The sequence below is a fragment of the Moraxella sp. ZY200743 genome (genome assembly GCF_050885545.1).
Taxonomy (GTDB): domain Bacteria; phylum Pseudomonadota; class Gammaproteobacteria; order Pseudomonadales; family Moraxellaceae; genus Moraxella; species Moraxella haemolytica.
In genome coordinates this window covers 1265618-1285696 of record NZ_CP091313.1, presented here as the reverse complement: position 1 = coordinate 1285696, position 20079 = coordinate 1265618, and the positions used below count along the sequence as shown (strand labels likewise).

The 20079-nt window shown below is 42.0% G+C and carries 20 protein-coding genes; 17 read left to right on the top strand and 3 right to left on the bottom strand.

Features of this window, described 5'->3' with window-relative positions; translation table 11 throughout:
• Positions 1 to 108: 108 nt before the first annotated feature.
• Both L3D27_RS06245 and L3D27_RS06240 read left to right on the top strand, forming a co-directional pair.
• On the top strand, positions 109 to 930 hold the full coding sequence (locus tag L3D27_RS06245) for an enoyl-ACP reductase FabI (RefSeq protein WP_432480648.1): 822 nt from the start codon (positions 109 to 111) through the stop codon (positions 928 to 930).
• A 126-nt stretch (positions 931 to 1056) separates the two neighbouring features.
• Positions 1057 to 1764, top strand: a complete 708-nt coding sequence (locus tag L3D27_RS06240) for a YoaK family protein (protein WP_284672905.1) — start codon at positions 1057 to 1059, stop codon at positions 1762 to 1764.
• 70 nt (positions 1765 to 1834) lie between these two features.
• Here the strand turns inward: L3D27_RS06240 and L3D27_RS06235 are convergent, their stop codons facing one another.
• Positions 1835 to 2371 carry an inorganic diphosphatase gene (locus L3D27_RS06235; protein WP_432480646.1) on the bottom strand — a complete coding sequence of 179 codons (537 nt, stop codon included), beginning with the start codon at positions 2369 to 2371 and terminating at the stop codon, positions 1835 to 1837.
• Positions 2372 to 2433: 62 nt separating this feature from the next.
• On the bottom strand, positions 2434 to 3156 hold the full coding sequence (gene lipB / locus L3D27_RS06230; RefSeq protein WP_432480645.1) for a lipoyl(octanoyl) transferase LipB: 723 nt from the start codon (positions 3154 to 3156) through the stop codon (positions 2434 to 2436).
• A 277-nt stretch (positions 3157 to 3433) separates the two neighbouring features.
• Here lipB and pncB point away from each other — a divergent pair, with 277 nt between their 5' ends.
• Complete coding sequence (gene pncB, locus L3D27_RS06225; RefSeq protein ID WP_432480644.1) at positions 3434 to 4639, top strand: nicotinate phosphoribosyltransferase; 1206 nt, start codon at positions 3434 to 3436, stop codon at positions 4637 to 4639.
• Positions 4640 to 4725: 86 nt separating this feature from the next.
• On the opposite strand, the gene xseB is transcribed toward pncB, so the two are convergent.
• A complete protein-coding gene (gene xseB, locus L3D27_RS06220) occupies positions 4726 to 4938 on the bottom strand; it encodes an exodeoxyribonuclease VII small subunit (RefSeq protein WP_284672901.1) in 213 nt (70 codons plus the stop codon).
• Positions 4939 to 5205: 267 nt separating this feature from the next.
• Here xseB and L3D27_RS06215 point away from each other — a divergent pair, with 267 nt between their 5' ends.
• The 14 genes from L3D27_RS06215 (at position 5206) to L3D27_RS06150 (ending at position 20018) form a co-directional block, all read left to right on the top strand.
• Complete coding sequence (locus tag L3D27_RS06215; RefSeq protein ID WP_432480643.1) at positions 5206 to 6651, top strand: SLC13 family permease; 1446 nt, start codon at positions 5206 to 5208, stop codon at positions 6649 to 6651.
• Positions 6652 to 7002: 351 nt separating this feature from the next.
• Positions 7003 to 7728, top strand: a complete 726-nt coding sequence (gene pyrH, locus L3D27_RS06210; RefSeq protein ID WP_373628540.1) for a UMP kinase — start codon at positions 7003 to 7005, stop codon at positions 7726 to 7728.
• Between the two features lie 59 nt (positions 7729 to 7787).
• A complete protein-coding gene (gene frr, locus L3D27_RS06205; RefSeq protein ID WP_284672898.1) occupies positions 7788 to 8342 on the top strand; it encodes a ribosome recycling factor in 555 nt (184 codons plus the stop codon).
• Between the two features lie 158 nt (positions 8343 to 8500).
• Positions 8501 to 9280 (top strand): polyprenyl diphosphate synthase, encoded by a 780-nt coding sequence (gene uppS, locus L3D27_RS06200; RefSeq protein ID WP_284672897.1) that lies wholly within the window; start codon positions 8501 to 8503, stop codon positions 9278 to 9280.
• On the top strand, positions 9265 to 10104 hold the full coding sequence (locus L3D27_RS06195; protein ID WP_432480642.1) for a phosphatidate cytidylyltransferase: 840 nt from the start codon (positions 9265 to 9267) through the stop codon (positions 10102 to 10104). Before uppS ends, L3D27_RS06195 begins: the two co-directional genes overlap by 16 nt.
• A gap of 76 nt (positions 10105 to 10180) precedes the next feature.
• On the top strand, positions 10181 to 10387 hold the full coding sequence (locus L3D27_RS06190; protein ID WP_432480641.1) for a hypothetical protein: 207 nt from the start codon (positions 10181 to 10183) through the stop codon (positions 10385 to 10387).
• Positions 10388 to 10392: 5 nt separating this feature from the next.
• Positions 10393 to 11607, top strand: a complete 1215-nt coding sequence (gene dxr / locus L3D27_RS06185) for a 1-deoxy-D-xylulose-5-phosphate reductoisomerase (protein WP_284674594.1) — start codon at positions 10393 to 10395, stop codon at positions 11605 to 11607.
• Between the two features lie 31 nt (positions 11608 to 11638).
• The gene (rseP, locus tag L3D27_RS06180; protein WP_432481885.1) at positions 11639 to 13003 is read left to right on the top strand and encodes an RIP metalloprotease RseP; all 1365 of its coding nucleotides are present in this window, start codon (positions 11639 to 11641) and stop codon (positions 13001 to 13003) included.
• Positions 13004 to 13232: 229 nt separating this feature from the next.
• Entirely contained in the window at positions 13233 to 15650 is a 2418-nt protein-coding gene (gene bamA, locus L3D27_RS06175) for an outer membrane protein assembly factor BamA (protein WP_284672894.1), read from the top strand.
• Complete coding sequence (gene lpxD / locus L3D27_RS06170) at positions 15650 to 16669, top strand: UDP-3-O-(3-hydroxymyristoyl)glucosamine N-acyltransferase (RefSeq protein WP_432480640.1); 1020 nt, start codon at positions 15650 to 15652, stop codon at positions 16667 to 16669. Before bamA ends, lpxD begins: the two co-directional genes overlap by 1 nt.
• A gap of 75 nt (positions 16670 to 16744) precedes the next feature.
• Positions 16745 to 17269, top strand: a complete 525-nt coding sequence (gene fabZ, locus L3D27_RS06165) for a 3-hydroxyacyl-ACP dehydratase FabZ (RefSeq protein ID WP_432480639.1) — start codon at positions 16745 to 16747, stop codon at positions 17267 to 17269.
• 137 nt (positions 17270 to 17406) lie between these two features.
• Entirely contained in the window at positions 17407 to 18180 is a 774-nt protein-coding gene (gene lpxA / locus L3D27_RS06160; protein ID WP_284672891.1) for an acyl-ACP--UDP-N-acetylglucosamine O-acyltransferase, read from the top strand.
• Positions 18181 to 18391: 211 nt separating this feature from the next.
• Positions 18392 to 19900: a sodium-dependent transporter gene (locus tag L3D27_RS06155; RefSeq protein WP_432480638.1), complete on the top strand. Its 1509-nt coding sequence runs from the start codon at positions 18392 to 18394 to the stop codon at positions 19898 to 19900.
• Entirely contained in the window at positions 19893 to 20018 is a 126-nt protein-coding gene (locus L3D27_RS06150) for a methionine/alanine import family NSS transporter small subunit (protein ID WP_284672889.1), read from the top strand. The genes L3D27_RS06155 and L3D27_RS06150 overlap by 8 nt, the downstream gene beginning before the upstream one ends.
• The last annotated feature ends 61 nt before the right edge of the window (positions 20019 to 20079 follow it).

Genomic DNA, 20079 nt, shown 5'->3' with positions numbered 1-20079 from the left:
ACACCATAAAAAAGTTTACATTTGTACTAAATTTTAGCCATTTCTTTAAAATCATGCTATAATTTATAAAGATTGTCAAAACTTTTACCATAACTGTTAGGGGTGATTATGCTATTAAAGGGTCAGCGTTTTGTTGTAACAGGTATCGCAAGCAAGCTATCTATCGCTTGGGCGATTGCTGAAAGTCTGCACCGTGAGGGTGCGGATCTAATTTTTACTTATCCTAATGATAAGATTAAAAAGCGTGTTGAGATGGCAGCAGAAGTATTCGGTGCGACAGCAGTCATTGAGTGTGATGTGGCATCTGATGAATCTATCCGTGCTTGCTTTGATAAGATTACCAAAATTTGGGGTCAGGGCGAAGATGGGGGTGTAAATGGTATTGTACACGCCATTGGCTTTGCTCCTGCTGACCAGCTAGATGGTGATTTTACCACAGCGACCACTCGTGAAGGCTCGAGCATCGCTCATGACATCTCAAGTTATAGCTTTGTGGCTCTAGCCAAGGCAGGGCGTGAGCTATTGACGGCTCGCAAAGGCTCACTACTCACCCTAACTTACGAAGGTAGTATTTCTGTATTACCAAATTATAATGTGATGGGTATGGCAAAGGCAAGCCTTGAGGCGTCAGTGCGTTATCTTGCTAGCTCATTAGGTGCTCAAGGCATCCGTGTTAATGCCATCAGTGCTGGTCCAATTCGCACATTGGCAGCAAGCGGTATTAAATCATTTCGCCGTATGCTTGATGTCAGTGAAAAAATCGCTCCACTGCAACGCAATGTCAGTCAGCAAGAGGTGGGTAATGCCGCACTATTTTTATTGTCGCCTTGGGCAAGTGGCATAACAGGTGAAATCTTATTTGTGGACGCAGGTTTTAATACAGTTGCCATTAGCGAGCAAATCATGGCGATGACAGGCGATGATGAATAAATCATTTCACTGAATTGACCATTTTTTTGGTAATGATAAAAGCACAAGACCAATGATGAGTTTTGTGCTTTTATTTTTATTAAAAAATGATTAAAATGATACATTGTTTTTGTTGTTACTGTTTTAATGATGGATAAAATTCCAAGTTGGGTACTCTGTGGTGCGGTGGTGCTGGCGTTTTGTGCAGGGGTACTAAACACCACTGCACTCATGGGCTTTACGCACATTTCGGCATCGCATGTGACGGGTAATGTCAGTGCTTTGGCGGTGGCAGCTTTGTCTGCCGATTGGCCAAACATGAAGCTGTTTTTGATTTCAATTGCGTCATTTTGGGCAGGCTCTGTACTAAGCGGTTTTATCGTTGGTGGTAGTGAATTGCACATCAATCGTAACTATGGTTTGGCAATGTACCTTGAGGTTGCTTTGTTGGCATTAAGTTTGGCATTGTACATGAATGACAGTGATTTTGGACAGATGATGATTGCAATGGCGTGCGGATTACAAAATTCTATGGTAACAACCTATCATGGCACGGTAATTCGCACCACACATCTGACCGGTACGACTTCAGATTTGGGGGCGATGGTCGGTCATTGGCTGGCTGATCGCAAGGTAAAGTTTAGCCGAGTGATTGTGCTAAGTGCCTTGTGGTGGAGTTTTGTTGTGGGTGGTTTTATGGCGGTGGTGCTGTATCGTAAGGTTGGGTATTTTTCTATGCTACTACCGATGGTCATTATCTTTGTGGCAGCGGTGAGCTATCGGCATATGGAAAAGTGGTACGACTGTGTGATGGTTTATCTAACAAGAGTGTTTCAATCAAAAAACAACCCCTAAATACAGCCAATAAAAATAGTCCAAAAGTGGACTATTTTTATATGCATCATCAATGAGTGATGATTATTTTTTATTGAGTACTGTCTATCCAGCGTTTTTGACTTTCTTTAATGACCGCTTTGGCTTCATCAATACCAAAGAAACCTTCCACTTTAGTAGTGCCAGCTTTTTTTAGGTCCTTGTAGTGGTTAAAATGGAATTCTAGCTGTTTGATGAGTTGGTTTGGTAGGTCTTCTAGGCTGTTATAAGCGTTGCCGTTGTTGCGGTCGTCTGCTGGTACAACAATAATTTTGTCGTCCACTTCGCCATCATCAACGAATTTCATCACACCAATGATTTTAGCCTTTAAGAAAATACCAGTTGTTAATGGTTGTTCGGTTAAAATCAGTGCGTCTAACTCATCTCCGTCTTCATCTAAGGTCTGCGGAATAAAACCGTAATTGCAAGGTTTGGCAAAGGAAATGGGCTCAACACGGTCAAGCTCAAAGCAGGCTAATTCACGGTTCCACTCGATTTTGTGGTTAGAGCCTGTTGGGATTTCCACCACGACATTGATTTTGCCACCATCAACATCGCCTGCGTCTAGAATTTTGTTAAAATCTACCATTGATATTCTCCAATTGGGTTTACTAAGTGAAAAGTAATATAAAAAACGAAGCCATTGTAATATTAAATGGCTCTAAGTGCAATCTCGCCTTCATGCCTTTTTTGTAGATTGTGTATGAATTTGAGAATAAGTTCGTGCGTTTGATTACTGTTAAATTGACCAAACTGCTCAAGTTTAACCATCGTCATGCCAGCATAGCCACAAGGATTGATGGTATTAAAGGCGGATAAATCGTTTGTTAGGTTGATGGCGATGCCATGATAGCTGTGTCCGTGCTTAATTTTAAAGCCCAAACTTGCGATTTTACCTAACATATCGCCATTAGAATTATAAATATATACTCCAGGAGCATCTCGTCTGGCACGAGCAACCAGAGCATTGGGCAGATAGTCGTTGACGATGTCTTCAATGGCTTGTTCGGCATGACTGACCAAATCTCGCACGCTAAAGCCAATGGCGTGCAAATCCCACAAGAAATAGACGGTAAGCTGACCTGTTCCATGCCAAGTTACCTGACCGCCACGGTCGGTATGAATGATGGGTGTGCCGTTATCATAAAGAATGTGTTCTTTTTTGCCTGCCTGCCCAAGTGTATAGACATCATCATGTTCCACCAGCCACAGTTCATCACAGATAGGCGTGCTTTGTTTTTTGGCATCAATCTTCACAAGGGTTCGCTCAAGCATTGCTGTATGTGTGTCGGTATACTCGGCGTTGGATAGGGTTTTGATTAGAAATTCAGGGACTTCTGGTGGCGAAAAATCGTTAAGTTTAAGACTGGTCATTATTTTTTTCCGATGCACTACCAATTTTATTATTATAGCACAAAAGAGCAAAATGATGGATAAAACCATGATTTAAACCATCGCAGGGACTTAATAAATCCAACTTTGGATTAAAAAATGGGCTGAAGAAAGTGCCAATATACACAAAGATTGATGCAGTGCTTGAAAAGTTTGGTAAATTTCTGTAAGATTTTATGCAACTATCTCAAAAATAAGACGACTTTTTGGTGAAAATGGGGTATGATGAATCATTTTCTTTCATTATTTTATAACACTCATGAAGCTAATTATCACCTCTTTACTGGATAATGACTTATACAAATTCACCATGCTTCAAGCAATGCTGCATCAGTTTCCTCAGACGCATGGTGTATATCAGTTCCGCTGTCGTAATAATGACGATACAGCCTATCCTGTGGCAGACATTAAAGATGACCTAGAAGCTCAGCTTGATGCATTATGCGAATTAAAATTCAAGCAAGATGAATTAGATTATCTTAGAGATTTACGCTTTATCAAGCCTGATTTTGTTGATTATCTAGAATTATTTCAATTAAAACGCCGTTTTATCACAGTGTCTACTGATGATGATAATCATCTGCATATTAAGATAGAAGGGGCGATGATTCAAGCGATGTTCTTTGAGATTTTTGTGCTATCGATTGTTAATGAGCTGTATTATCAAAGACTTGATAATGAACATGTTCGAAACGAAGGACAAAGACGCCTTGATGAAAAAGTGAGCATGATTAAACATTATGAAATGTTGCAACGCTCAGACATACACAATCCTGAATTTGCCGTGGTGGATTTTGGCACAAGACGGCGTTATTCAAAGGAGTGGCAATACCATGTGGTTCGTACGCTTGCCAAAGCTTCTCCGAGTATTTTTAAAGGCACTTCCAATGTGTACCTTGCCAAAGAGCTGAACCTAACCCCAATCGGTACGATGGCTCATGAATTCATGCAGGCATTTCAAGCCTTAGATGTTCGCCTGCGAGACAGTCAAAAGGCGGCACTTGAGTCGTGGGTGCGTGAGTATCGAGGGGATTTGGGCATTGCTTTAACTGATGTGGTGGGCATGGATGCGTTCTTGCGTGATTTTGATTTGTATTTTGCTAAGCTGTTTGATGGGCTGCGTCATGATTCAGGCGATCCGTATGAATGGGGTAATAAGGCGATTGCTCATTACGAAAGTCTAAAAATTGACCCAAAAACCAAAACTTTAACTTTTAGTGATGGACTGACACTACAAAAAGCGTGGGAGCTTCACGAGTATTTTAAAACTCGCATTAAGACAGGTTTTGGTATCGGCACTAATCTGACCAATGACATGGGTCTAACCCAGCTTAATATCGTGTTAAAACTTGTTGAGTGTAACGGTCAGCCTGTCGCCAAGCTCTCTGATAGCCCTGGCAAAACGATGATTGATGATGATACTTATTTGGCATATCTAAAGAAAGTTTTTGGTGTGCAGTCATAAACCAAACCATCAATCTATAATCTTAAAAACCCTAGCAAGTGGTCTGCTTTGCTAGGGTTTTTTGATGAGTTGGGCGGTTAAAGGAGCTATTCGTCTGCAATACCTAGCTCATCATCAAAGGCTTGTGCTAATGCTTGCTCTACCGCCTGTATTCGCTCTTGACAGACTTTATAGGCGACAATGGATTCTTCTATGGTGGTTATTAGGTTGTCGATGTCTAGCTCATCTGCCTGCTCAAGGTTTTTGGCATTGGTCTTTAGGGTTTGATAAGCGTCTTTAAAAGTAGTTGGGCTTGTCATGGGTTGCTCTGCTGTTCGCTGTTCGTTAAATGGTTATTGTAAAGGATATTGTATGATTTGTTAAGAGTTGGTTTTGCGAAAATAACGCAAGTTGTGGTAAATTCTTTTGCTAATTATAAACGGTGTGTTATTATGTTGTTGATAAGTGTCTTTGTCATGACAGTCATATTGCATGATGACGATATTGCATGATGACAAAGATGGTAAACAAAGCCATAGATGTGCCAGCAATAGTGTGTCTGTGGCCATTTTCCAAAGGTGTATTCTATGGTTCAATCAACCCAAGAAAAAGAGACCGATTTTTCTCTTAGAACAGATTATCAGCACAATGATGACCAAACTCCGCCATCAGGTGCGGTGCGTCCTGATGTGGTCAAAGGGCTTGTTATTACTGTGATTGCGGCAATCATCGCTTATTTTTCAGCAACCAGCTGGCTACCTTTTGAGCCTTTGACAAACAAGGGCTTAGGGCTTGCCATCTTTGTTGGTATTCTTTGGTTGACTGAAGCCATTCACATCACAGCAACAGCAATTTTGGTTCCCCTTTTGGCATTGTTTATAGGCATTCCAGAGTTTGATACCAAAGCGGCTTTAGTCAGTTTTGCCGATCCGATTATTTTTGTGTTTTTTGGTGGTTTTGCTTTAGCAGCAGCCCTTCATGTGCAGAAGCTAGACCGTAAGATTGCTTTTAGTATTGTAAACTTAGCTCAGGGTCATCTAGGCTGGGCGATTACATTGATTTTTGCTGCCACTGGTCTTTTGTCTATGTGGATTAGTAATACTGCCACAGCAGCAATGATGCTACCTTTGGCGATTGGTTTATTAAGCCATGTTGATGCTAAAAAAGATAGAAATACCTTTATTTTTGTACTTTTGGGCATTGCTTATTCAGCATCTATCGGCGGTATCGGTACTTTTATTGGCTCACCACCAAATGGCATCGCTGCCAAAGAATTGGGTCTGGATTTTATTGGCTGGATGAAATTTGGCTTGCCTGTGATGATGGTTATGCTACCAGTGCTACTTGTTGCCATGTATTTTGTTCTTCGCCCAAATTTAAGTCAAAAGGTCAGCATGGAACATGAAGACATTCCTTGGACGACATCTCGGATTTTGACGATTGTTGTATTTTTAATTACCGCAGTGTGCTGGATTTTTGGTAAACAACTTGGCACTGCTTTTGGCTTTAAATCACCTGATACTGTGATTGCACTATTTGCAGCTGTGGCGGTATTGATGTTGGGTTTGGTGAATTGGAAACAGGTATCTGACAATACCGACTGGGGCGTACTCATGCTGTTTGGTGGTGGTATTGCTTTGTCTAATATTATGAAAAACACAGGTGCTTCAGCGGCATTGGCGGAGCAGATTTCAGGTGTGTTAGCGGGTGCTCCCGCCTTGGTGGTTATTTTGGTGGTGGCTACATTCATCATTTTTTTGACAGAGTTTACCAGCAATACTGCATCAGCTGCACTGCTTGTGCCATTATTTGCACCGATTGGTGCAGTACTTGGATTACCCAAAGAGGTGTTGGTGATGGTGATTGGCATTGGTGCATCATGTGCCTTTATGATGCCTGTTGCAACACCGCCGAATGCCATTGTCATGGGTACAGGTCATGTTAAGCAGGGCGATATGATGAAGGTTGGGTTTATATTAAACCTTGTTGCGGTCGTCATTGTTACCGTTATGGCATATCTACTTTGGATGTAACTTTTTGTTTATCGGTTGTTTTGAACAAAAAACACTCTGCAGTAGGAGTGTTTTTTGTTTTATTATTGGGTAGTGTTTTTAGATGATGGTATGATTTGTACAGTCAAGCGGGTTCATTTGCACTTAAAAGTGTTCAAGTGTGCTAGCAAAATGCCGTTCAGTGATTGATGGATTTGTCAGGTTGACTTTTAAGATGGTCGGTTTAATGACGGTCTGTTCATTGCTTGTGAAAGAAAATTATCAAATCCAATAAAAAATGTGATAAAATTATAAAAATTTATCCATGACTTTTAAGAGACAGACATTCTTGTCTTATTCATGCTAAATCAATATTCATCAAGGTTGGTTGTTATGTCTGATAAAAATCCAAAGTTTTCTCGTATTCTATTAAAGCTCTCTGGCGAAGCGTTGGCGGGCGGTCGTGATATGGGTATTGATGCTGATATTCTTGATAAGATGAGCCTTTCTATCGCTCATTTGCGTGGCTTGGGTGTGCAAGTGGGCATCGTTGTTGGTGGCGGTAACTTGTATCGTGGTAGCACCCTACAAAAACAAGGCTTGGTTGGTCGTGTTACAGGCGACCAAATGGGTATGTTGGCTACCGTGATGAATGGTCTTGCCATGCGTGATGCTTTGGTGCGTCGTAATATCAAGACACGCTTGATGTCAGCCCTAACCATCTCAACGATTGGTGAGCCGTATTCTAGTCGTGAGGCGATTCGCCATCTTAATAATGGTGAGGTGTGTATCTTCGTTGCTGGTACAGGCAATCCATTTTTTACCACCGATACGGCTGCTTGCTTGCGTGGTATTGAGATTGAAGCAGGTCTTATCCTAAAGGCGACCAAAGTTGATGGTGTATATGACAAAGATCCAAGCATTCATGAGGACGCTGTAAAATATGACAGCTTGTCTTTTGATGAGGTGCTTGAAAGAAAACTTGGTGTGATGGATTTGACTGCTATTGCTTTATGTCGTGAACATAATGTGCCATTGCAAGTCTTTGATATGAATAAATCAAACGCACTGTTAAATGTGGTGATGGGCGAAAAAGAAGGTACTCGTGTCTATCACTGATTGGTTGCATAAATAACTTTTTAGGTTTTACTTATTTGAGTAATAATTAAGGAATATATATGATTAACGATATTAAAAAAGACGGCGAAAGCCGTATGCAAAAATCACTAGAAGCACTAGAGAATGCCTTTGCTAAGTTGCGTACAGGTCGTGCTCATCCTGGTGTATTATCAGGTGTGATGGTTAGCTACTATGGCTCTGATATGCCATTAAACCAAGTTGCTAGCATCAATGTTGAAGACAGTCGCACGCTATTGGTGCAGCCATTTGATCGCTCTATGGTGCAGGCAGTGGATAAGGCGATTCGTGAGGCGGATTTGGGTCTAAACCCAATGACTGCTGATGTGATTCGTGTACCAATGCCTGCTTTAACTGAAGAAACTCGCCGTGATATGCAAAAAATCGCTCGTGCTGATGCTGAGTCGGCTCGTGTGTCAGTGCGTAATATCCGCCGTGATATGCTTGGCGACATAAAAAATTTGGTCAAAGATAAAGAAATCTCAGAAGATGATGAGCGTCGTGCTGCTGACGACATTCAAAAACTTACCGATGAGTTCATTAAAACCATTGATGCTCGCCTGTCAAAAAAAGAAAACGAACTGATGGAAGTGTGATTGTTCGGTCATGCCCTAGACTGGCTTTATTCTGATGAATAGACTTTAGGTCAAAAAAAGACTTACGCAAGTTTCAAAATTTGAGTAATTTTGAGATTATGTTGTAAGTCTTTGTTATTATTAATTTTTTGATAATTTTTCTCGAAGATTAAGACATTATGACAAACACCGCTTTGCCACCACTTGCCACCATACCAAAGCACATTGCCATCATCATGGACGGTAATAATCGCTATGGCAAATCTCATCAGCTTGCCACAGGACAAGGGCATATCAAGGGTAAAGATGCACTTGATCCCATTGTTGAGCATTGCTTGGCTCGTGGTGTGCAAGTCTTAACGGTGTTTGCTTTTTCATCGGAAAACTGGGCAAGACCTAAAGACGAAGTGGATTTGCTGATGAATCTATTGACAACAACCATTCATGAGCAGATGCCTAGAATGCACAAATACCGCATTCGTTTAAGATTTATTGGCGACCGCACACAACTTAGAGATGACCTACAGAGACTTATGGCAGATGCGGAGCGTCAAACGGCTCATTTTGAAGCGATGACATTGGTGATTGCCATTAGCTATGGTGGTCGTTGGGATATTACCCATGCCACCAAAGAACTCGTTAAAGAAGCGATGATGGGAGAGATAAGTGCTGATGATATTGATGAGGTGAGTTTGGCACGCCATATTCAGTTGTCGGATTGCCCGCCTGTAGATATGCTGATTCGCACAGGCGGTGATTATCGCATTTCTAATTTTCTATTGTGGCAGGCTGCTTATGCGGAGCTGTTTTTTACACCAACGCTATGGCCGGAGTTTGAGCCACAGGAACTAGACGAGATGATGGCGATGTTTGCAGGTCGTGAACGCCGTTTTGGTAAAACCAGTGAACAAATCCAGAGTCAAACTAATATGGAGTATTCATCATGTGGCAACGCATAAGAACCGCCATCGTACTGGTCATCATTGTTGGCTTTGCACTGTTTGCAAGCTCTATGCCTATTTTTGTCCTTCCGCTACTAGCGGTGGGGGTGGTTATCGCTTCGCATGAATGGACAAAACTGATGCCTAAGTGGAATAAGCCTATCTTGTTTGTCCTGATTACGCTCATCATTACCATCATCTCTATATTTTTTCCAAAAACATGGGTGTTTTGGTGGTCAGCATCACTTGTTATTTGGGCGATGGCATTGTTGTGGGTTAAGCAGTATCCCAATAAAGAAAAGTGGTATGGTCACCGTTTGGTGTACATGGGTGGTGTGATTTTGACGGCTGCTATTACCGCCATGTATGGGCTGTGGCAGATGTCGCCTTGGTGGCTGATGTATGTCTTTTTGTTGGTTTGGTGTGCTGATAGCGGTGCATATTTTGTTGGTCGCAAACTGGGTAAGACCAAACTTTCTCCTAATGTCTCGCCCAACAAATCGGTTGAGGGACTTGTCGGTGGTCTATTGACTGCAGGCGTGGTGGCTGCGGTCGTAGGTTATTATTTGCAGTTGTCTGGGGTGGCGTTGTTTTGGTTTTTGGCACTATCGGCATTGACGGTGGGAGCGAGCGTATTGGGTGATTTGTTTGAGTCCATGCTTAAACGCCGTGCAGGTATTAAGGATTCGGGCAGTATTTTACCTGGTCATGGCGGTGTGCTTGACCGCATTGATTCGTTATTATCTGCCACACCTATCTTTGCGTTGGGGTTTTGGCTGTTACTTGAAATGGGTATTTTTACAAAAGTATGGATAAAAATGAATTTGGCAAATCTGCTGTAGATTTCATGATGATTGGGTTAAATCATCTGAATATTGAGCGACTTTTGTGCCGAATGGATTTTAGGGTTGGTATGTGATGAAATTTTTAGTTATTTTTGTTGGTGGCTTGTTTTTGAGTGCTTGTGCCAGTCATTTGGCGGTAGAAGAACCTACCCAACAGTCTTTTGATAAACATTGTCAAAGACAATTTGCCACACCCAGTCTTGATGACGCTGACTACCAACAAAAAATCAGTGAGTATCACACCAATACCAGTCTTTGCCAAACAATGAACTCTTTTTAATGACAATGAAGCATTCTGTTTTAAACATTAGCCTGCTCGGAGCGACAGGTTCTATTGGTGATAGCACCCTTGATGTCATCGAACAGCATCAAGGGGATTATCATTTATTTGCCGTCTCTGGATTTGCTAATTGGCAAAAGTTGCTTGAGATTTGTGTGAGATTTAACCCCAAATTTGCAGTGGTTGGCGATGAATTTTTTGTGCAATTTCAAGACGAGCTTGATAAGCTGTCATTAAGAACCACTGCCTTACCACAAAGTCTGAGATTAGATTGGGTTGCCAGTCATGATGATGTAGATGTGGTTGTGTGTGCCATCGTTGGTGGGGCAGGGCTTTCATCGACCTTATCTGCTGTGCAAGCGGGTAAAAAAGTCTTGCTCGCCAATAAAGAAAGTCTGGTGATGGCAGGTGATTTGGTCATGAATACCGCCAAGCAGACTGGGGCTGTCATCCTGCCTATTGATAGTGAGCATAATGCAATTTTTCAGTGCTTACCACAGGCGGTGCAAACTGATAAGTCATTGCTCAATCATGATAATTTTGGTATAAAAAAACTATGGTTGACGGCAAGCGGTGGGGCATTTTTGCATAAATCTTATGAAGAGATGCAATCGGCAAGCATAACAGATGCGGTCAATCATCCTAACTGGTCTATGGGTTCAAAAATCACGGTAGATTCTAATACGATGATGAATAAAGGGCTTGAATTCATTGAAGCCTGCCATCTATTTGGTGTGGGTGTAGATGATGTAGAGGTCGCCATTCATCCACAGAGCATCGTCCATTCTATGGTGGAGTATGTAGACGGTTCGTGGCTAGCACAAATGGGCAATCCAGACATGAGAGTGCCTATTGGTTATGCTTTGGCGTATCCTAACCGCCTTACAACAGGTACTAAGCCACTTAATCTTTTTGATATGGCAAAACTAGAATTTATTGCTCCTGATGAGAAAAAATTTGCCTGTCTGGCACTTGCCAAAAAAGCGATGAAGCTAGGAAATGGGGCGTGTATTGTACTAAATGCCAGTAATGAAGTGGCGGTGAATGCGTTTTTGCATGGTAAAATACGCCTGACCGATATTGCTGTATTGGTTGAAAAATGTCTGGACAATCCGCTATTTCATAACATTTTAAGTAAATCTTATGATGATTTGGCGGATATTTTAGCACTTGATGAGCAGGTGAGAGCGACCGCTTGGGCATTACTACAAGAATTTTAAGAGATTAAAGAGCTAAAGATTGATGATGGCTATGAATGGATTATTGATGTTTTTGGCGGCGGTCTGTGTGCTTGGACCGCTTGTGGCATTGCATGAATGGGGTCATTATATCGTTGCACGATTGTGCGGGGTGAAGGTTTTGACCTACTCTATTGGCTTTGGACCCAAACTGTTTGGCTGGACGAGTAAAAAATCTGGCATTGATTATCGTATTTCTGCCATTCCTTTGGGTGGGTATGTCAAAATGCTTGATGAGCGAGAGGTTGAGGTGGTGCAACACGAGCGACATTTAGCCTTTAATAATCAACATCCATTAAAGAAAATTGCCATCGTAGCAGCAGGTCCTTTGATGAATTTTATCATTGCCATCGGATTGTTTTTTGTGCTGTTCATGCAGCCGTCCGAACAGCTAAACACTCGCATTGGCAAGGTGCTAGATGGAACGCCAGCTGCAGGTGTATTGTCGGTTGGAGAAAAAATCACAGGCATCGATGGTAGGTCCATCAATACTTGGGAAGAGCTAAATTATGCCTTAGCACATCGCATGGGCGAGACGGGCAGTCTTGAGGTTGTGGTTGAACAGGGCGGTAAATTTTCACAAAAGATGGTGCCAATCACGACATTCATGCAAGGTGAGCAACAAGGTCAAGATGCCATTTTAAGCCTTGGGGTATTGCCTTATCAGCCTGTGATAGAGCCTGTGTTGTCGGAGGTTGTGCCTGATGGTGCAGCAGCCTTGATGGGACTAAAGGTGGGTGATAGAGTTACTGCCATTAATGACACGCCCATCAAAAATTGGATAGACGCCACGCCCATCATCCGCCAAAATCCTGAAAAAATGCTGGATTTTCATATCATAAGAGACGGTCAGCTGATGGTGGTTAAGGTCATGCCAAAAGGCATTAAACAGCGCAATCAGGTGGTTGGTCAAATTGGCATTAGAGTGAGTCATCAAGGAATAATGTCCATTCCTGCAGAGTATCGCATGATGGTGGGGTATAGCCCAGCACAGGCAATCGCTAAAGCATTCACCAAGACTTATGATTTATCCACAATGACCATTGACGCCATTGGCAAGATGATTACAGGGCTGATAGGCATTGAGAATATCTCAGGTCCTATTACTATCGCTGAAGTATCAAAGACGAGTTTTGAGATTGGTTGGGAGCAAGTATTATCGACCGCCGCCATCATTAGTTTATCTCTTGCTGTGATGAACCTGCTACCCATCCCTGTGCTTGATGGCGGTCATTTGGTATTTTATACCTATGAATTGATTCGTGGCAAGCCAATGAGTGAGTCGGTTCAAGTGATTGGATTGCGTTTGGGTATGTCCTTACTGCTGTGTTTCATGTTGCTTGCAATCAGTAACGATATCATGCGATTGTTTGGCTAATGGCTCAAAATTTAACAATTTAACCATTTATTTTAAAAAAATTGCCAAAAATTGCGAATAAATCTCTTTTGGGGCTTGCCAAAATCGCTTTTTTGGCTTAATTTAGCACGGTTAATGTTGTGTCTTTCTGCTCATTGCTTCTTTTGGATTATTTTTCAATTTGGGCGATGATATGGATATGGCACACATCTTTAAAATTGATAATAATTGTGGATATGATTTTATGTGTATGCCTAAGTTTTCAGGTTTTGTAACTACTTCAATTTCTACCGCCATCATCATGGCGATGACAACATCTGCCCACGCACAGGCCTTTATTGCTAATGATATTGCGATCAATGGTTTACAGCGTGTTACCATTGAAAGTTTACAAACAACCTTGCCCATTCGCTTGGGTCAAAGCGTGAGCGAGGAACAGCTTGCTCAGAGTATCCGTGCATTGTATGCAACAGGGCACTTTTCAAATGTGCAAGCTGAAGTTAAAGACGGTGGGGTGTTGTTTCATGTAACAGAACGACCTGTGATTGCAGAAATTAACTTTAAGGATAATAAACTCATTCCAAAGCAAGGTCTTGAAGAAGGCTTAAAAATGGCAGGTCTGACCGTTGGGGGTGTGCTAAAGCAATCCACTGTAAATGCCATTGAAAATGAGCTAAAAAACCAGTATATCTCGCAAGGCTACTACAACAGCGACATTAAGGTTAATCAAACCGAACTAGATGGCAACCGAGTTAAGCTAGATGTTGAGTTCATTGAAGGTAAGGCGGCAAAAGTTGTTGATGTCAATATTATTGGCAATAAATATTTTAGCGATGAAGACATCAAAGATGAGCTGACTTTAAAAGATAGAGTGATAAACCCGCTTTCAAAAGCCAACCGTTATAGTCAGGAGCGATTAAATGCCAGCCTTGAAGCTTTGCAGGTAAAATACCTAAATGAAGGCTTTGTGCGTTTTAAGGTAGAAAATTCTAGCCTATCCATTGATGAGGAAAAGGATAAGGTATTTGTTGAGATTGCCGTTAGTGAGGGCGAGAGATATAATTTTGGTAAGACGCAATTTTTGGGTGATGTTACCTATGAGATTGATGAACTACAAAAGTTCGTAAACTTTCAAGAGGGCGACAATTATTCACAAGCCAAACTTGACGAGGTTACCACCAAGCTTGCTGGTAAATTCGGTGATGATGGCTATTATTATGCCCAAATTCGCCCAATTACACGAATCAATGATGAGACTCGCACGGTAGATATTGATTATTATATTGATCCTGTACGCCCTGTGTATGTACGCCGTATTAACTTTGCAGGTAACTCAAAGACCAAAGATGAAGTGCTACGCCGTGAAATGCGTCAGCTAGAAGGGGCATTGGCATCAAACTCTCAAATTCAGCTGTCTCGTATACGCCTAATGCGTACAGGTTTCTTTAAAGATGTGCAGGCTGAAGTTATCCCTGTCCCAAACACTCCTGACCAAGTGGACATCAGATTTACTGTACAAGAACAGCCATCGGGTTCATCAACCATCGCTGCAGGTTATAGTCAGTCTGGTGGTTTGACTTTCCAGTTGGAATTATCGCAGTCAAACTTTATGGGTACTGGTAATCGTGTTAATACATCATTTTCTCGTTCAGAGACTCGTGATGTGTATAACTTTGGTATGACCAATCCATTCTTTACTGAAAATGGTGTTTCACAAAGTGTGAATGCTTACTATCGTAAAACCAAGTATGACAATAGGAGTATCAGTAATTATGTGCTAGATTCCTATGGCGGTACGCTAAGTTATGGTTATCCTATCAATGAAAATCAGCGTATTAGTGCAGGTTTTAATATTGATAATACCAAGATTCAAGGTGGTCGTGGCATGGCGGTTAGCAATGTCAAGCGATTACTTGAAGATGGCGGTAAAATTACGATATTTGATGGGAATAAAGCAGGCTTTAGCCATAATTACACCTCGTATAATGCCACATTGGGCTGGAGCTATTCAAGTTTGGATAAACCAGTGTTCCCAACTAAGGGTATGAGCCACAATGTTGATCTTACCTTAGGCTTTGGCGATAAGACATATCAAAAAGCCGTGTACACTGGTAATATTTATCATCCTTTATGGAAGGGTAGTATCCTGCGTGGCTACACCAGACTGGGCTATGGCAATGACTTGCCATTTTATGAAAACTTCTATGCAGGTGGTTATGGCTCGGTGCGTGGCTATAATGCTTCAAGTTTAGGTCCTCGTTCACAAAGATATGATGTTGCCAGTCAGCAGGAGCGACATCGATTGGGGGAAAATGTCGGTGGTAATGCCTTGGCTACCTTTGGTGCAGAACTGATTTTACCATTACCATTTAAAGGTGATTGGGTTGACCAAGTCCGTCCTGTACTATTCTTTGAAGGTGGTCAAGTGTTTGATACCACAGGTATGGATAAGCAAAAAGTGAATCTAAAGCAAATCACCAATGGTAATGCCCAATCAACAAGCTACACTGTGCTAGAGCAGGATAAAGAGCTTCGCTATAGTGCAGGTATTGGTGCAACATGGTACACGCCAATTGGACCATTATCTATCAGCTATTCAAAGCCGATTAACAGCAAAGCTAATGATGAGACTGAAAAAGTCCAATTCCAAATCGGTAGCGTGTTCTGATGGCAACGCTCCTACAGCTGATTGAAGTGATTGAAAAAGTACAGCCTGTTTTCAACAAGGCTGTACTTGGCATATCTGACACCCAAAAAACTGTACTGCGTGTGGCGAATTTATCAGATGCCGATGCTGATGCTGTGGCATTCATCGCTCACACCAAGTATGGCGATGACTTGATGAGTAGCCAAGCAGGTGTCATCATTGCAAGCGAGTCGTTCACGCAATCCATTCCTAATACAGCGGTCGCCATCATCGTCAAAGATGCGTACTTGGCATATGCTTGTGTTAGTCCACTATTTGCTTATGAACCCAAACAGGCATCAAACATACACCCAACCGCCATTATCTCACCAACAGCCGTGCTGGCAGAGGGTGTGAGTATCGGTGCTTATAGCGTGATTGGTGAAAATGCACAGATTGGGGCGAACTCTGTCATTGGGTCAAATGTAACGATTGATGATTTTGCGGTGCTTGGGGAGCGTTGTCAGATTTCTTTTCATGTCAGCATCGCTCATCACAGTCAGCTTGGTGATGAAGTAAGCATTCATGCCCATGCTAGTATTGGGGCAGAAGGCTTTGGTTTTGCCCCAAATCCGACCAAAGAGGGGCTTCGTTGGCAGCGTATCGCACAGTTGGGGCGAGTGGTCATTGGTAGCCGAGTGCGTATTGGTAGCAATACCTGTATTGACCGTGGGGCGGTTGGTGATACGGTCATTGGTAATGATGTCATTATTGATAATCTGGTGCAGATTGCCCATAATGTGCATATTGGCGATGGCACAGCGATTGCTGCAAAAGTTGGCATTGCAGGCAGTACGCATATTGGTCGTCATTGCATCATTGGCGGGGCAGCTGGCATCACAGGGCATATCACGATTGCTGATGGAGTTACCATTACCGCCATGACAATGGTAACCAACCATATCAAAGAAGCAGGTAGCTACTCATCAGGTACAATCGCCATGCCGACAGCCAAATGGCGTCGTGCCACCATCAAGTTTCGTCAGTCTGGTGAAAAATAATCAAAAGCCTGTTTGGATTTATTTTATAAAATATAAATAAAGTACTATTTACTGTTCTTATACTAAGGATACACCATGTCAAATACCACCATCGATATTGATCTACTCACCCAAGAGGATTTGGACGCACTAAATGAGCGAGGGGTTATCTTGCCTTTAAAATACGACCAAATCAAGCACTATCTGCCACATCGTTATCCGTTCATGCTAATTGACCGTGTAACTGCTTGCTCGCCTAATCATTGGATTACTGGCTACAAGAACATTACAATCAATGAAGAGCTGTTCAATGGGCATTTTCCTGACAATCCCATCATGCCAGGCGTACTGATGGTTGAAGCGATGGCTCAGTTGTCGGGTATTTTGGGTTTTATTAGTGCAGGTCAGACTTCTAAAAGTGGCTACTTGTATCTGTTTGCAGCTGTGGATAAGGTACGCTTTAAAAAGATGGTTAGTACAGGCGATACTTTGGTGATTCGTTCAAAGGCGACCAGAAGTGTGCGTGATATTTACAAGTTTGAGTGTACTGCTCATGTTGATGGTGAGTTGGCGTGTAGTGCTGAGATTATGATTGCTCGTCAAAAAGTTGCTGATTTGTGATTGATGAATGTAGTGAGATGTATTAAACTAGGTAATAAATTTCAAGCTAAGACTTGGTTGGTTATACTAAATAGTATGACAATCATGTTAACTATAAAAATCATGGATAATACCATGTGGGAGTTTTTGGGGTAGGTATGAGCATTCACCCAACCGCCATCATTGATGAATCCGCCATCATTGATGAAACAGCTGTTATTGGTCCTTATTGTATTGTTGGTAAGAATAGTAAAATTGGTGCACACACGATACTAAAAAATCATGTCATTGTGGGTGAGAATACCACGATTGGTGAGCATAATGAGATTTATCAGTTTGCTAGTATTGGTGAAAATCCGCAAGATTTAAAATATGCAGGCGAGACGACTTATCTGGAAATCGGAGATTATAATTGCATCAGAGAGTCTTGCACCTTTCATCGCGGTACGGTTCAAGATCGTGGCTTAACTAAGATTGGTAGCCATAATCTATTTATGGTCAATACGCACATCGCTCATGATTGTGTGGTGGGTGATCATAATGTGCTTGCTAATAATGTTGGTGTGGCAGGGCATAGCCATATTGGTCATTATGTGATTATCGGTGGTCAGTCAGGTATCCATCAGTTTTGCCGTATCGATGATTATAGTATGATTGGTGGTGCAAGTCTCGTCTTAAAAGATGTGGCGGCATTTACGATGGTTTTGGGCAATCCTGCTAAGACGCATGGCATCAATAAAGAGGGTATGCGTAGAAAAGGCTGGAGTGCCGAGACGATTAAAATACTAGACGATGCTTATCGGGTGGTATTTCGCTCAGGTCTGATTCGTGGGCAGGCATTAGATGAATTACAAAAGCTGGTCGTTCATGAACCTAAGGTTCAGCTGTTCATCAACTCTCTACAAAATAGTCAGCGAGGCTTAACTCGCTAATTTAATCCGTTGATACAAAAACCCATAACTTTTAGCTAGGGGTTTTTGTATTTTATTTTATTTGACTTTTGTTTATTAATAAATCAAACTATTATAGCAACAATACTGCAAGATATATTTGTAAGGTTGTTAATTAATAGGTAAGTAATCAGTGATCGTTGGGCTGATTGTGCCATGACGATGAAAAATGATAAACAGATAAGGAGAGTTTATGTCTGTGCAACGAGAAAGTTGGTCGGCACGCTCTGGATTTATTTTGGCTGCCATTGGTTCGGCAGTCGGCTTAGGGAATATTTGGCGTTTTCCGTATGTTTCTTATGAAAATGGCGGCGGTGCGTTTTTTATTCCGTATTTGATTGCCTTAGCGACAGCAGGTTTCCCACTATTGTTTTTGGATTATGTGGTTGGGCAAAAGTACCGTGGTGCACCGCCAACCGCTTATGGACGCATGGTAAAATCTGCCGAAGGCGTGGGTTGGTGGCAAGTATTGGTCTGCTCTGTCATTGGTATTTATTATGCTAGCGTGCTTAGCTGGGCAGGTCAATATACCCTGTACTCATTTAGCCAAGCGTGGGGCGAAGATACAGAAAGTTTCTTTTTTGATCACTATCTACAAAACGGCTCAGGGTTAGATTTTACCTTTGTGCCAAGCCTATTCATTGGCGTTGTGGTGGTGTGGGCAATTGTGCTATTCATCATGTATGGTGGTATCAGAAAAGGCGTTGAGCTGGTTAATAAGATTTTTATTCCATTGCTTGTTGTTATGTTTGCCATTATGGTGATTCAAGCGGTGCGTCTGCCAGGTGCAGTTGAGGGTCTTAATACCTTCTTTACACCAAACTGGGCGGCGATGGCAAACCCAAAAGTATGGCTTGCGGCTTATGGTCATGTGTTCTTTTCAATGTCTATCGGCTTTGGTATTATGGTAACTTACTCATCATACCTAAAAAAGAACGCCAACTTGACAGGTTCTGGACTGATGGTTGGTTTTGCCAACTCATCATTTGAAATCTTAGCGGGTATTGGTATTTTCTCGGTACTTGGCTTTATGGCGACGGCATCAGGCAAGCCTGTGGCAGAAGTTGTCTCTGGCGGTATTGGCTTGGCTTTCGTGGCTTTCCCAAAAATCATCTCAAGCATGGGTGATGCTGGCACGATTATCGGCGTGTTGTTCTTTGCTTCGCTATTTGTAGCAGGTCTGACCTCAATGGCAAGTATCATTCAAGTGCCAATCTCTGCGGTTGAAGATAAATTTGGTTGGTCGCACAAAAAAGCCGTTACCATCGTTGGTGGCATTTCGGCAATCATTTCTATTGTACTGTTTTCAACTAAGACGGCGATTACCTTTGTTGATATCATCGATCATTTTGCCAATAATATTGGCGTGGTGTTTGGTGCGATTTTGTCAATCATCTGGGTAACTTGGCTAAACCGTGGTTTGCTTGATAAACTTATCCGCCATATCAATGGTATTTCAAGTGTCAAAGTGGGTGCAGGTTGGTCGTTTGTATTAACTGTAATTACGCCAATCTCATTGATTGCTGCGTTGGTACTTAGCCTAAAATCACTGCTGACCGAAGGTTATGATAGCTATGACTTCATCACGCAACTTATCTTTGGTTGGGGTGTAGTGGCAATCTTTGCTATCGGGGCAATGCTACTAACAAAAGCTCGTGGACATAGTTCTCATGGCGAACAAAAGGGAGATTATTATGAATAGCACAGCTTTAATTATCATGATAATAGCATTGGCTGCTATTTGGGGTGGCTTGATTTTATCCGCCATCCATTTGATAAAAAATCCTGATATTGATATGGATGAAGTACCAAGTGAGTAATTTGCCAAGTTGGTGAGTGGCTCACTCAGTTAAAAAACACACGCTTTATTGGGCGTGTGTT

Coding starts and splice junctions, on each gene's coding strand:
- lipB (WP_432480645.1), bottom strand. CDS start 3,156: ATGACCAGTCTTAAACTTAACGATTTTTCGCCACCAGAAGTCCCTGAA.
- fabZ (WP_432480639.1), top strand. CDS start 16,745: ATGTCAAATACCACCATCGATATTGATCTACTCACCCAAGAGGATTTG.
- lpxA (WP_284672891.1), top strand. CDS start 17,407: ATGAGCATTCACCCAACCGCCATCATTGATGAATCCGCCATCATTGAT.
- rseP (WP_432481885.1), top strand. CDS start 11,639: ATGAATGGATTATTGATGTTTTTGGCGGCGGTCTGTGTGCTTGGACCG.
- L3D27_RS06150 (WP_284672889.1), top strand. CDS start 19,893: ATGAATAGCACAGCTTTAATTATCATGATAATAGCATTGGCTGCTATT.
- dxr (WP_284674594.1), top strand. CDS start 10,393: ATGAAGCATTCTGTTTTAAACATTAGCCTGCTCGGAGCGACAGGTTCT.
- L3D27_RS06240 (WP_284672905.1), top strand. CDS start 1,057: ATGATGGATAAAATTCCAAGTTGGGTACTCTGTGGTGCGGTGGTGCTG.
- L3D27_RS06215 (WP_432480643.1), top strand. CDS start 5,206: ATGGTTCAATCAACCCAAGAAAAAGAGACCGATTTTTCTCTTAGAACA.
- L3D27_RS06245 (WP_432480648.1), top strand. CDS start 109: ATGCTATTAAAGGGTCAGCGTTTTGTTGTAACAGGTATCGCAAGCAAG.
- pncB (WP_432480644.1), top strand. CDS start 3,434: ATGAAGCTAATTATCACCTCTTTACTGGATAATGACTTATACAAATTC.
- L3D27_RS06195 (WP_432480642.1), top strand. CDS start 9,265: ATGTGGCAACGCATAAGAACCGCCATCGTACTGGTCATCATTGTTGGC.
- L3D27_RS06155 (WP_432480638.1), top strand. CDS start 18,392: ATGTCTGTGCAACGAGAAAGTTGGTCGGCACGCTCTGGATTTATTTTG.
- bamA (WP_284672894.1), top strand. CDS start 13,233: ATGCCTAAGTTTTCAGGTTTTGTAACTACTTCAATTTCTACCGCCATC.
- xseB (WP_284672901.1), bottom strand. CDS start 4,938: ATGACAAGCCCAACTACTTTTAAAGACGCTTATCAAACCCTAAAGACC.
- L3D27_RS06190 (WP_432480641.1), top strand. CDS start 10,181: ATGAAATTTTTAGTTATTTTTGTTGGTGGCTTGTTTTTGAGTGCTTGT.
- lpxD (WP_432480640.1), top strand. CDS start 15,650: ATGGCAACGCTCCTACAGCTGATTGAAGTGATTGAAAAAGTACAGCCT.
- uppS (WP_284672897.1), top strand. CDS start 8,501: ATGACAAACACCGCTTTGCCACCACTTGCCACCATACCAAAGCACATT.
- L3D27_RS06235 (WP_432480646.1), bottom strand. CDS start 2,371: ATGGTAGATTTTAACAAAATTCTAGACGCAGGCGATGTTGATGGTGGC.
- frr (WP_284672898.1), top strand. CDS start 7,788: ATGATTAACGATATTAAAAAAGACGGCGAAAGCCGTATGCAAAAATCA.
- pyrH (WP_373628540.1), top strand. CDS start 7,003: ATGTCTGATAAAAATCCAAAGTTTTCTCGTATTCTATTAAAGCTCTCT.